Genomic DNA, 12,467 nt, shown 5'->3' with positions numbered 1-12,467 from the left:
CCAAGCAATTGGTTATACACGTTGTTAGCCACTGGCTATTCAATGTAATATTTCTGTTAAATAAACAATTCCATAAATCCAGCCTAAATATAAAGCTGTATAAGTCAGCGAATAAACGGCTGAAATTCCTAAATTCCCTTTTGTTTCTATCGATTTAGAGAACACAAATTTTAAAGCTCTGAAAAACACCCAATAAAGTGTTGTTAAAATTATAAAAAGTGAAAACCAAAATATAGCCTCTAATAATAATAGTAAAATGATTATCAAAAATGTCATTCCGATCCAAAGTAATATTGATACAATCAGACCACCAATTCCGTCACCAACATCTACTGAAGGTGTATCAAAAGTTGGAGAAGCATTTCCGATAATATTTCCTCTTTTAAATTTTCTAAATTTTGGAAAATTGTCTGTTAGCCCAATTCCTTTGTAAAGTCCATAAGTCATAAATAGAAAAAGAGCAGTTCCGATTATTGAAAGTGATAAATATAAATTCGATGTGATAGTACGATTATAATTTTCTCCAGTGAGATAAACCGTTAAAGATGTAATTCCGATTACTAAAAGCGAAATTAGGAAAACTGATTCCCCTTTTAAATATTCCTTTTTGTTTTTCAATTAGAGTTTTTTTTGCTTGTGGCTAACGGTTTTGTGTATGCTTAGTTGCGTGTGTAAGCAACTAATTTAGTAAATAAAAAACGAATAGAATATTCCGCAGGAATATTCGTAAGTAGGCTAGACCTAGCAATTAAATATACACGGTGTTGTGCTTTCGTTATTTTTTAATTATTGATTTTATTTTATCAAATTCTTTATTAATATGTAATTCCAAAATCGATTTTGTTTCTTCAAAACCTTGTGATTGATAACGAAACTCTTCTTCGCCGAAGATTAATGATAAATTTAAATCCTTATTAACTTCTATTATCATTTCTAAATCATTCTCATTTAGCATAGAAATCCAAAAAGCTCCGTGTTCCTCGTCCATTTTTTTAATATCCTCTAGAGCCTTTGTAATGTCATTAGCATTTACATCTTCTTTATTGTAACCACCTGCATATTGAATATATGAGTCAGATAGTGAGACTCCTTTAGATTGAGAAAAATATAATTCAAGACGTTTACTAAATTTATCGAATTGGGGAATTTTCCTTTTTGATAAATATTTTGATAGTCCAGTTTTGTCATTTATCAAGAAATGAAAATAAATAGCATAAGTTATACTAAACCCTTTACTCAATCCTAGAGTTTCAGAAGTTTCCTCCATTGATTGAGAATTGTTTTTCTCGTGCTTTTTTTCCTGATGATAACTGTAACAAATAAACTTTATCAAGTCTTCATTAAATTTTTCAAATACAGATAATATGGATTTAGAATTTATTCCGCTCTGTTTTATTTCGTCATCAGAAAGTTGTTTGAGTATTTCTTGGTCAGAAGTAATCAAATCAACTTTTATAAGTCCAGTTATCCTTTCATCCATTTTCGAAACAAGAGGATGATTAAATAAATCTATGTTCTTTTTTCTTTTAAACCACATTCTTTCGTAGGTGTGTTTTTAATGAAGCACAACGTGTTTGTGTATGGTTAGTTGCGTGTTTCAGCAACTAATTTAGTAAACAAAAACGAACGCGAGAAAATTCCGAAGGAATTTTCCAAATAAGCGACGACCAAAGCAATTAATTATACACGTTGTTGTGGTGTCGTTTTTAATTCGGTTAATAATTGTGTTCAACTCGATTTATATAAAAATCATTTGTTTTTTTAAGTAAGTCAAAAACTCCACTTTCTTTTAAATTTTCTACAACTTTTTCCATTGATTTTGCATAATCCGAAGTCAGCTGATAATCTTCATCTTCGTGATAATGTTCATTATATTCCTCCATATCAAACCCTGAATTTTCGTCAAATTCCGCAAAACCTTGATATTCCCAATCTCCAGTATTTTCTTTCAAGTCCGCAATAAGTTCGTCCGTATCATATCCACCAAATTTTTCTCTATAATACTTTAGAGACTTTTGAAATTCTTCTTCTGAATTCAAGCACAATAGGTTTGTGTCTATAGAGAATCCGTAAAATGTTTCTTCTTGATGTTCTTTCGCAAACTTGGTAATTTTAGCTATTGCAAATTCAGTTAATTTATTAGTATCAAATTTGCTTTTAGATTCAGTCATTATATTCGTTTTGATTCCGTTACAATTTATCAGAAAGATTGGAATAAGTAGGATTAAAATTTTGTTCACAATGTTCGTCTTAAATGCACCACAACGTGTTTGTGTATGGCTAGTTGCTTTGGCGAGAACTAAGTTAACAAAAGAAAACGAACCAGAGGAAATTCCGAAGGAATTTCCAAGCAGGCTAGAACCAAGCAATTGGTTATACACGTTGTTGTACGTAGTATTTTTAGTTTATTAAACCATTTTCCATTTTTCCGAATGATAAATCTGTTCCAAATTCAAAATCAAATTTTGGAATTATATTGCTAAATTTTTCAAGATTCAGTTCATTAATAGTTAATGGTTTTTCAGGTTTAAATAAAATATCAAATTGTTTTTTTTCAGTTGTTCTATGTACGTCTTGTAAATCGTGAGAAAATAATCCTTTCTCACTATATTCAATCCAATCATCCAAACGAGAATTCTCTTTCGTGATTTTTATAGCATTTGTTGTTCTTGCTAAACTCTCAAGGATTTCTTCGAGCTCTTTATATAATTCTAAAGATTTAGTGACACATTTAGGTCTAAAACCTCTGTTAAACGATGAAAACATTGCAATTTGTCCCAGTTTATCAATTCCGAACCAATCAAACTCATAATCGTAACTTTGGTTTTTGATATTCTCCCAATCTTCGTTAGTTAAAAACTCCATATTTTTCAACTCATCAATATCTAAATTAGTAGAGAATTCAACTTCTTTATTTGGTTTTTTATTGAAGAGTTTTTTCAATTTCCACATAGTTTGGGATATTACGTACAACGGTTTTGTGTATGGCTTGTTGCGTTGGCAAGAACTAAGTTAACAAAAGAAAACGAACCAATAGGAAATTCCGTTAGGAATTTCCGAGTATGCACAAACAAAGCAATTGGTTATACACGTTGTTATGTGCTGTTGCGACACACAAAGCAAAGCACATAAAGTTGGCAGGCAACGAGTTCAAATTATTAAATCACTTGCTAATTGCCATTATTAGCAAAATCTATCTAAACTCAGATTAGAGTGAGTATAATTTTTATATTAGTGTTAGGGAAGGAGTAAGCACGAAAAAACTATAAGATTTAGATTAGACGTTTGAGTGAAAAACTCTGAATGTTCCATTTTAAGACTTAAGTATCTCCAAAAAGAAAAACCTTTCATGTATGTTTTTAAATTAGACCTTGTAGGTTTAGTGAGTGTGATTTATTTGAGAAAAACTAAGTATAAATTTTAGTGGAATTTACCTAAAGAAGACAAATTTCGGAGCAATTGCATTTAACGTGTTTGTGTATGGCTAGTTGCGTTGGCGAGAACTAAGTTAACAAAAGAAACCGAACCAATAGGAAATTCCGATAGGAATTTCCGAGTACACACAAACCAAGCAATTGGTTATACACGTTGTTAGGCAACGTTTTCAATAACTTTTTCAATTTCCGAATCCGTTTTTATCTTCATTCCGCTTTCTGTGAATTCATAAAGCAATGGATCGTCAGACACTTTTTTAATATAATTTTTCTCAACAAGTAAATTCAAATATCTCGTTACTTCTAAATTAGTATTATATGTCATTTTAGAAACTTCAAAAATTTGAAACCCCATATTCTTAATTGGTTCAGTAAATTCGTTTGATTGTAACCATAATTGCTTGAGTAAGATCTTCATAGTTTTGAATCTCAATTTATCGGTTTCTAAATCTTCGATAATCTCATAGGTTTCAAAAATGAATTTTTTATATTTCTTATTAGAAACTCCAAATAGAAAAACTTTTTTTGGTTTTTCAATAATTCGCTTGTGAAGAAGTCTTAATTTAATGTCATTTTCATAATTAGGAAAACTATCTAAAACTTGATTTTTAGAAATTTGTCCGCTAAAATATTTTCTTGCCATATTAGCAGCATATTGTCTGTCGGATTTCTGTTTGTTTTCTGTCATTCCCAAATGTTGCCTAACGTGTTGTGTATGGCTAGTTGCGTTGGCGAGAACTAAGTTAGCAAAAAGAAACGAACCAGTAGGAAAATCCGATAGGATTTTCCGAGTACACACAGACCAAGCAATTGGTTATACACGTTGTTACCCAACGTTATTTTTTTATTTATTCAACTGTATTTATAAAAACGTGAATAAATCTTATTGAAAGAATTAAGCTTAAAAAAATCAGAAATAGAAATAGATATTTTCCATAAAAGATTAATTCAGTCTGTAATCTTAAATTCATTGAGTTTTTGAAAAGAGGCACACACAAAGAAATTATAGCAATTAACAAACTGGCATAAATTGCTACTTTCAAATAATGCACCAAAGAAAGATAACCACTTGTTTTTCTTAAGTCTCTCATTATTTTCGTGTCTATTGTGTATAAAAGTGTTGAAACGGTTAATAGAAAACCAAATAAAACACTAAAAACTACCATTGTAGAATTTAAAAGTTCTGCAAAGTTGATCGAATTTACAATATCATTATCTAATAAGTAAATAGCAAGTACAATAATGAAACTCACAGGATATGGATAATATGTAGCTATTTTATTCAATTCTATTTTTATAAATTTCTCTAAAAAACACTAAATGTAATTGAAATTTTAATTCCAATTGTTGATAAACTTCTTTTGTTCTAAATTCTCCGTGTCTTGTTATTTCGACTGTAATTGAATCCGATATTCTATTTGAGATAAAGTTAAACACTTTTTCCTCAACATCTTCATCATTTCCTACAACTTCCATAGTTTGAATATTACCAGTCGTAACACGAAGAAGATTATTAACCATATTTCGTACTGGATTTATTGGAAGACTTTCCTTTGCTGATGTTGTAACTTCAAATGAAATTTTATTTGCTCCAAATTCCTTTATTAGCTTTGAGAATTCTGTTACAGCTAAACCTTTATTATCTAACAAAGGTGTGATTTCAGTCGGATTTGCAATTTTTACTTTTAATTTTCTATAACTAGTTGTTCTTAAAAAATTATCTAAGGATGATTTGTAAGCAATTCTCTCAAATCTAAAAACAGGTAAATCAAAGTTCAATCTTATAAAGTTTTCAATCGATGTGACGTTTACTCCAGGTCTTCTGCTTACAACAGCTATAATATTCGTTTGTTTGTCAAAAATAAATGATGTTTGATAGCCTAAACCATCGTCATCGTCTAAATTTAGATTTTCAGTAGCTTTTGAGGTTTTATTCTGTTTTGGTGGTATATTTTCTGTTTGAGTAAACGCAAATGTTCCAAATATATAATCGTTTTTGTATTTTCTTTTACCAAATAAACCAACTTCTCCGTGTGTTTGATATACATTTTCGTATTCTCTATCTTCTGGAAGTTCAAACGCTTTAGTTATCTTATTTTGAGCGTTAACATATTCCGCTTCATTGATTATTGGAATAATCTTAAAGTAATTAACGCTTAAGTTTTTTTGTGTCATATAGTTTTTCAGGTTTGAGTGGTTAATCCCAACTAGCGTCAAATTATCTTGTTGACATTCAGTTAATTGAAATTTTTTACAAATCTAATAATTTTTTGCTAATATCTTGATTGAATTTTACTCGTTAGCTTGAGGAATTAATCGGATTCTGCTGTTAATGTTGGGTAACAGTTTTGTGTATGATTAGTTACGGAAAATGGCGTAAGTCATTTTCCGATTAGCAGCTAAGTTAATTAATTATTGTGAATTTCCGTTTGGGAAATTCCGCAGTAATTAATTATACACGTTGTTGCATCACTTTTGCGACAGAGCAGAGTAAGCACGTTTTACTTAGAGCGTTGAAGCAGGAGTAATCACATTTAGCGAGTTCGAGTAAGCAGAATTAGCCGTTTGAGTAGAACGTTCCGCAAACAAGCTCAAAATCCGTTAGAGTAAGAAACCTTTTCTTTTTTTTGTATAGAGTTTGAGTAAGCTTCTCCTTCAAGAGTTTGAGTGAGCAATAGATCTAAAATTAAAATTTATTGACTTAATTTAAATAGGAGTTAGGATTTGGAGCAATTGGTTGCAACGTGTTTGTGTATGGCTAGTTGCGTTGGCTAGGACTAAGTTAGCAAAAGAAACCGAACCAGTAGGAAATTCCGATAGGAATTTCCGAGTACACACAAACCAAGCAATTGGTTATACACGTTGTTGTGTGGCGTTATTCTTTCAAGTAAACAACTCCAAATTTTTCCTCTATTAATTTCAAATTAGGTTTTCCTTCTTTTACTTGTCGACTTGTTTCTGTAAAAAAATCTTCAGCCCAATTTCCAGGAAAGATGTAACTAATCACTTTCGCGTTTTCATTTCCGACATTTTTCATATAATGAGCAATTCCTCTTGGGCAATGAATAGTATCTCCAGAATCAATAGTCATTTTTTCATTTCCGACAACGATTTCAAGTTTTCCTTTTATGATATGGAATGTTTGGTCTTCCCATTTATGATAATGGTTAGGAATGAATCCATTAGGTTCAATAACTCCATCTGTAATTACGTATTCCGAATTTGTCGCATCTTTTCCAACTACAATTCCAGTAAATTCATTTTCAGTCATCCAAAACTTTTTACTGGATTCCCAATTCTTAATCACAAGTTTTTTAGTCGTTTTTTCAATTCTTTCGTTCATTTTTCAGTTCTCGGTTTTAATGACACACAACGTGTTTGTGTATGGCTTGTTGCGTTGGCAAGAACTAAGTTAACAAAAGAAACCGAACCAATAGGAAATTCCGATAGGAATTTCCGAGTACACACAAACAGAGCAATTGGATATACACGTTGTTACCTGTAGTTTTTTCAATCCGCAATTCGTTTTAATAATTTTGCTGTTTTAGGTTCAATTTCACCGTTATATTTTATACTTGACGCTTTGTTGTTAGTTAATATTTTATAAAAAATACAAGCATTTAAAAAAGCGCCATATTTATTAGAATGAATTTCATCTTCATAAAGTTCCACTTCAGGATATTTCGTTAATATTTCATAAAATTTAGTTCCATTATTGGATCTTAATATTTTATTTTTATTAGCTAAAATTTCGTAAGATTCGTTTATCAGTTTAATTTCTTGTTCTAAGTTCTTAATAATTGGTGAACAATAGTCGTAATCTTCTAAGTCTTTTTCAATCGATCTACCTGAATAGCAGTATTCCTTTGGGTATCCTTTTTTTGATGGCCAAGTATTAAAAAGTATAAATTTGCAATTTGGATTAGAAACTAATTTTTTAATATCTGTAATAGCTTTATTCACTTTTAAATCTCGATTTTCTGGAATTAAAACACTCACAGTTCCTGTTTGAAAAATTATAATATCCCACTTTTTTTCAAGAATTTTTTTTTCAGTTACAGTAGTTTCTTCAGCTGTTTTTTTTCTAGTGCTAATTCCGTTTTCTGTCCAAGAAGTAATCATATCTGTTAAATGCGCTGATAATGACATTCCAGGAAAAGTGATTTTTTCAATATTTATGAATGGAGTAGTTTCCACAAGCATGTTTCTTAATGTTTGAGTCATTCCATTATATTCAGTTAGACTATTTCCAATAAATAAAACATTTATTCTTTCGTTAAATTGCTTTTTTTGTGACTTACAACTGATAGTCGCTAAAGATAAAATGATAAATAGAATGATTCTCATAAATTACAGGTAACGTAGACGTGTATGATTAGTTACGTTTTGTTATTACTAAATTAGCAAAAAGAAACTAACCATTTTATTTATGGTAATAAATATTCCAAATATAAGAGGAACAAGTAATTAATTATACACGCTGTTGTTTTTAGTAATTTGGAAATGACCATAGGGAATCTCCATAATTACGTAGGAATGACAGACGCTACATAACAGATTCTGAATCCGGTTTATGGTTTTCAAATTATGTACTATATCGCGGGATATGGTATCGTCATTTTAAAAGCGATCATTAAAAGTTGTTGCGTATTAAAGTATTCAGCACTTTAAATGATAAGTATTTGGGTAATTACTTGACTTTGTCGAAAATATTCTATACCTTAAGGCAAGCTTTATGCGAATTCATTCGTATTTGAGAGTAAAACTCTCATACGATTTCAATCGAAAGCTTGACAAGGAAAAAAATCTATCGAAAGTCAATTCCGTACTGCTTTTAGAGTACTGACCTTAATCTACAAGTTTTGATGATGGCAATAAACCTGGGAAGATCAGAAAGGCTGGCATTATTAAATACAACGGTCTTGTGTATGATTAGTTACGGAAAAGGACGTAAGTCATTTTCCGATTATTAGCTAATATAATTAATTATTGTGAATTTCCGATTGGAAATTCCGCAGTAATTAATTATACACGTTGTTAGCAACTGTAGTGCAGCACAAGTCATTGGTGAATCACTGAACTAGCTATATACCTCATAGCAACCGAAAGAGAATGCTATAACTAACATTAGCTGATACTCCCAAGAAACCGTTGATTTGGCAAAAGAGAAAAGTCCATAATAGCATTTAGGTTGCACCACAGGAATACTAACGAACACCTTTTTTGGATTTTAGAACGATACAGAACGCAAGCGATAATTTGGCTGACTTACGAAAAAACAATTTTAAATGAACGAAGATATTATCTTAAAAATAAATTGTTTACCATTGAAGTAAGAAATTATCTTGAGAGTTTCCTAGCTATAAGTTAATAAACAAAAACAGACTATAAAAGCGTTTAGTTCTCCAAAAAATGATAAACGAAAATCTTAAATGAGAAATTTGAGATTTTTGTATTAATAACAATAGTTCAAATAGAGTAGTACTGTTGAATTTTTGCACTATTGTTGTTAACGGTTTTGTGTATGATTAGTTACGGAAAAGGACGTAAGTCATTTTCCGATTTGTAGCTAAGATAATTAATTATTGTGAATTTCCGATTGGAAATTCCGCAGTAATTAATTATACACGTTGTTAGCAACTGTAGTGCAGCACAAGTCATTGGTGAATCACTGAACTAGCTATATACCTCATAGCAACCGAAAGAGAATGCTATAACTAACATTAGCTGATACTCCCAAGAAACCGTTGATTTGGCAAAAGAGAAAAGTCCATAATAGCATTTAGGTTGCACCACAAGAATAATAACGAACACCTTTTTTGGATTTTAGAACGATACAGAACGCTAGCGATAATTTGGCTGACTTACGAAAAAACAATTTTAAATGAACGAAGATATTATCTTAAAAATAAATTGTTTACCATTGAAGTAAGAAATTATCTTGAGAGTTTCCTAGCTATAAGTTAATAAACAAAAACAGACTATAAAAGCGTTTAGTTCTCCAAAAAATGATAAAGCGAAAATCTTAAATGAGAAATTTGAGATTTTTGTATTAATAACAATAGTTCAAATAGAGTAGTACTGTTGAATTTTTGCACTATTGTTGTTAACGTGTTTGTGTATGGCTTGTTGCGTTGGCAAGAACTAAGTTAACAAAAGAAAACGAACCAGAGGAAATTCCGTTAGGAATTTCCAAGTAGGCTAGAACCAAGCAATTGGTTATACACGTTGTTGGCAACTGTATTTTAAAGAATATTATCTAAATCTTGTCTTCCAACTATTGTCATTATATTTATAACATCTTCATTTACTTTATAGAAAATGCTATCAGATCCACATACACAACGTCGATATCCTTTTTTTATAAAATCAACAGATTCAAATGAAAAAGGTCTCTGAGCAATTATCTCAAAATATTCAAAAAAAGAGTCAAAGTATTTATCCGCTTGAGTAATTCCGAATTTTTTAACTCCGTAATGATGGATTCTAATTAAGTCTTCTTTGGCAGTATTACTTATTCTAAATTTAGCCATTGAGTAAGTCCTTTGATTGCTTTAGAATTTGAGCTTTACTATCAGAAGTAAATCCACTATTTTCAGCTCTTTCCAGTTTAGTTCTTATCCAATCAATTTGAACTTGTTGACTTCTTGCTTGTCTAATTAAATCGTTGACTAATTCACTTTTACTTGAATATTCTTTATTGTCAACTTGATTTTTTAGCCATTCATCATTTGGTTTTGTGAATGAAATACTTTGCCTTGCCATAATATTGATTTTTGATGTAAATTTACACCAAATATACATCAATTGCAAATTTTCCCAATATTGTTGCCAACGGTTTTGTGTATGATTAGTTACGGAAAAGGACGTAAGTCATTTTCCGATTAGCAGCTAAGTTAATTAATTATTGTGAATTTCCGTTTGGGAAATTCCGCAGTAATTAATTATACACGTTGTTAGCAACTGTAGTGCAGAACAAGTCATTGGTAAATCACAGAACTAGCTATATACTTCACAGCAACCGAAAGAGAATGCTATAACTAACATTAGCTGATACTCCCAAGAAACCGTTGATTTGGCAAAAGAGAAAAGTCCATAATAGCATTTAGGTTGTACCACAGGAATACTAACGAACACCTTTTTTGGATTTAAGAACGATACAGAACGCTAGCGATAATTTGGCTGACTTACGAAAAAACAATTTTAAATGAACGAAGATATTATCTTAAAAATAAATTGTTTACCATTGAAGTAAGAAATTATCTTGAGAGTTTCCTAGCTATAAGTTAATAAACAAAAACAGACCATAAAAGCGTTTAGTTCTCCAAAAAATGATAAGCGAAAATCTTAAATGAGAAATTTGAGATTTTTGTGTTAATAATAATAGTTCAAATAGAGTAGTGCTGTTGAATTTTTGCACTATTGTTGTTAACGTGTTTGTGTATGATTTCGTTGCGTGTTTCAGCAACTAATTTAGCAAATACAAACCGAATAGAAAATCCGCGAGGATTTTCGTAAGTAGGCGAGTATTAGCAATGAATTATACACGGTGTTGTAAGTAGTGTTTTTTTATTTTAAATTCAGTTCCAAATAGTTTTCCCCAATTTTCTGCATTGTCAAATTTTCTTGGAATCGTAATGGCAAAATCCTGTCGTTTAGGCACCATATTTATTAATTCCACTTCTACAATTGGGACTTCAGTTCCGTTACTGGTCAGAAGTAAATCATTTACATTTATTTCTCCTTGTATTATTTCTCCAGTTAGTATATTTCCAATTCCATCTCCGTTTGGAAATCCATTTGTGATTCTAACTATTGTGTAGAATTCATCGGAATCTTTAAATAATTCCTCAAAGTCTTTTTGTCCGACAATATTACCATAACAATAGTTTTCTTTAAAAATCAGATTATCAGTTTTTGCTCCTTTAAACATTGTTGATTCAACAGAACAATTATTAATCGTTGCGTTAGTCAAGTCCGAATTTCTAAAGTCAGCTGTTTTTATATTACAACCTATAAATTTTGCTCCATTCAATTTCGATTCCCTGAAATCCAAAAAAAGAAAACAGTTTTCGAAAAATATATCAGATAAGTCTTTTCCTTTTACAGAAAGGTCTTCGTCAAAATCCCAATTCAGAAAATGTCTTTTTCCCTCTGAATAAGCAGAGAATAATTCTTCTAAAGTTCTGTTTTCCGTTTCGTTCATCACATTACTTACAACGGTTTTGTGTATGGCTTGTTGCGTTGGAAAGAACTAAGTTAACAAAAGAAAACGAACCAATAGGAAATTCCGTTAGGAATTTCCGAGTACACACAGACTGAGCAATTGGATATACACGTTGTTGTGTTTAGTTATTTAATTCAGTTAATATTTTTTCTTTGTCTTTACTCCAAATCGTATATGTAAATGTTCTTTTATTATGAAAAAACATTTCATCTTCCAATATTGTCGCACTTGATAATACATAAAAAGCTATACTAAAAAGTTGAAGTAAATTTTTAATGAATGAAGTCAAGAATGATGGGTTTTCTCCAAAGTCATCAATAACTCTCATTCCGAACACATATTTCCCAAAAGTTCTACCAGTCAACGATTCAAATATCGGATTAATAATAAATAAAGCTAAAAATGCCAACAAGTATGGATATATACTTTTTTCGATTAAAATTCTGTCAATAAGATAAAATATTCCTAAATAAAATCCATAGTCAAATACTTTCGCAAATAATCTTATCCAAAATTCGTCTAAATTCGGGTTTAACGGAAATTCATATTCAAAATTTTCTCCTTGCCTTGTAACCGTTTTATAAGTTTTAGCATTAGATATTCTTTTCGTTTTTTTCTTTTGCAGTTCGTATTTGATTATGAGTTTGGATAAATAGTACAGAGTATAGTATGTAAGTATTAAAACTCCAATAGCTATTAATTCAAATGTAAAGTCGTTCGTCATAATTAAACACAACGGTTCTGTGTATGATTAGTTGCGTGGTTAAGCAACTAAGTTAGCAAACATTTACGAACCCGTGAATATT

At 30.4% G+C, this 12,467-nt stretch carries 12 protein-coding genes; all 12 read right to left on the bottom strand.

Annotated elements, in window-relative coordinates; translation table 11 throughout:
• Nucleotides 1-39: 39 nt before the first annotated feature.
• Nucleotides 40-618 (bottom strand): hypothetical protein, encoded by a 579-nt coding sequence (locus tag MUN68_RS08595; RefSeq protein WP_249997267.1) that lies wholly within the window; start codon nt 616-618, stop codon nt 40-42.
• 157 nt (nt 619-775) lie between these two features.
• Nucleotides 776-1,537 (bottom strand): hypothetical protein, encoded by a 762-nt coding sequence (locus MUN68_RS08590; RefSeq protein ID WP_249997266.1) that lies wholly within the window; start codon nt 1,535-1,537, stop codon nt 776-778.
• Nucleotides 1,538-1,715: 178 nt separating this feature from the next.
• Nucleotides 1,716-2,171 (bottom strand): DUF4303 domain-containing protein, encoded by a 456-nt coding sequence (locus MUN68_RS08585; protein ID WP_249997265.1) that lies wholly within the window; start codon nt 2,169-2,171, stop codon nt 1,716-1,718.
• Between the two features lie 229 nt (nt 2,172-2,400).
• Nucleotides 2,401-2,943 (bottom strand): hypothetical protein, encoded by a 543-nt coding sequence (locus MUN68_RS08580; RefSeq protein ID WP_249997264.1) that lies wholly within the window; start codon nt 2,941-2,943, stop codon nt 2,401-2,403.
• A gap of 648 nt (nt 2,944-3,591) precedes the next feature.
• Entirely contained in the window at nt 3,592-4,122 is a 531-nt protein-coding gene (locus tag MUN68_RS08575; protein WP_249997263.1) for a hypothetical protein, read from the bottom strand.
• A 590-nt stretch (nt 4,123-4,712) separates the two neighbouring features.
• Complete coding sequence (locus MUN68_RS08570) at nt 4,713-5,609, bottom strand: DUF6731 family protein (protein WP_249997262.1); 897 nt, start codon at nt 5,607-5,609, stop codon at nt 4,713-4,715.
• Nucleotides 5,610-6,309: 700 nt separating this feature from the next.
• Nucleotides 6,310-6,777, bottom strand: coding sequence for a cupin domain-containing protein (locus tag MUN68_RS08565; RefSeq protein ID WP_249997261.1), 468 nt, complete (start codon nt 6,775-6,777; stop codon nt 6,310-6,312).
• 167 nt (nt 6,778-6,944) lie between these two features.
• Nucleotides 6,945-7,781 (bottom strand): DUF4886 domain-containing protein, encoded by an 837-nt coding sequence (locus MUN68_RS08560; RefSeq protein WP_272792448.1) that lies wholly within the window; start codon nt 7,779-7,781, stop codon nt 6,945-6,947.
• Nucleotides 7,782-9,679: 1,898 nt separating this feature from the next.
• Nucleotides 9,680-9,967, bottom strand: coding sequence for a type II toxin-antitoxin system RelE/ParE family toxin (locus MUN68_RS08555; protein ID WP_249997564.1), 288 nt, complete (start codon nt 9,965-9,967; stop codon nt 9,680-9,682).
• A complete protein-coding gene (locus MUN68_RS08550) occupies nt 9,960-10,199 on the bottom strand; it encodes a ribbon-helix-helix domain-containing protein (RefSeq protein WP_028291119.1) in 240 nt (79 codons plus the stop codon). The genes MUN68_RS08555 and MUN68_RS08550 overlap by 8 nt, the downstream gene beginning before the upstream one ends.
• Before the next feature lie 775 nt (nt 10,200-10,974).
• Nucleotides 10,975-11,640 (bottom strand): pentapeptide repeat-containing protein, encoded by a 666-nt coding sequence (locus tag MUN68_RS08545; protein WP_249997566.1) that lies wholly within the window; start codon nt 11,638-11,640, stop codon nt 10,975-10,977.
• 142 nt (nt 11,641-11,782) lie between these two features.
• The gene (locus MUN68_RS08540) at nt 11,783-12,385 is read right to left on the bottom strand and encodes an RDD family protein (RefSeq protein WP_272792447.1); all 603 of its coding nucleotides are present in this window, start codon (nt 12,383-12,385) and stop codon (nt 11,783-11,785) included.
• Between the last annotated feature and the right edge of the window lie 82 nt (nt 12,386-12,467).

This window comes from Psychroserpens ponticola, assembly GCF_023556315.2.
GTDB lineage: Bacteria > Bacteroidota > Bacteroidia > Flavobacteriales > Flavobacteriaceae > Psychroserpens > Psychroserpens ponticola.
Note: the sequence above shows the minus strand (reverse complement) of the source record. Positions and strands in the feature narration are given on the sequence as shown.

What these genes read in the sequence shown, in the direction of transcription:
- MUN68_RS08585 (WP_249997265.1), bottom strand. Translation starts at nt 2,171, where the DNA reads ATGACTGAATCTAAAAGCAAATTTGATACTAATAAATTAACTGAATTT.
- MUN68_RS08575 (WP_249997263.1), bottom strand. Translation starts at nt 4,122, where the DNA reads ATGACAGAAAACAAACAGAAATCCGACAGACAATATGCTGCTAATATG.
- MUN68_RS08560 (WP_272792448.1), bottom strand. Translation starts at nt 7,781, where the DNA reads ATGAGAATCATTCTATTTATCATTTTATCTTTAGCGACTATCAGTTGT.
- MUN68_RS08570 (WP_249997262.1), bottom strand. Translation starts at nt 5,609, where the DNA reads ATGACACAAAAAAACTTAAGCGTTAATTACTTTAAGATTATTCCAATA.
- MUN68_RS08550 (WP_028291119.1), bottom strand. Translation starts at nt 10,199, where the DNA reads ATGGCAAGGCAAAGTATTTCATTCACAAAACCAAATGATGAATGGCTA.
- MUN68_RS08565 (WP_249997261.1), bottom strand. Translation starts at nt 6,777, where the DNA reads ATGAACGAAAGAATTGAAAAAACGACTAAAAAACTTGTGATTAAGAAT.
- MUN68_RS08590 (WP_249997266.1), bottom strand. Translation starts at nt 1,537, where the DNA reads ATGTGGTTTAAAAGAAAAAAGAACATAGATTTATTTAATCATCCTCTT.
- MUN68_RS08540 (WP_272792447.1), bottom strand. Translation starts at nt 12,385, where the DNA reads ATGACGAACGACTTTACATTTGAATTAATAGCTATTGGAGTTTTAATA.
- MUN68_RS08555 (WP_249997564.1), bottom strand. Translation starts at nt 9,967, where the DNA reads ATGGCTAAATTTAGAATAAGTAATACTGCCAAAGAAGACTTAATTAGA.
- MUN68_RS08545 (WP_249997566.1), bottom strand. Translation starts at nt 11,640, where the DNA reads ATGAACGAAACGGAAAACAGAACTTTAGAAGAATTATTCTCTGCTTAT.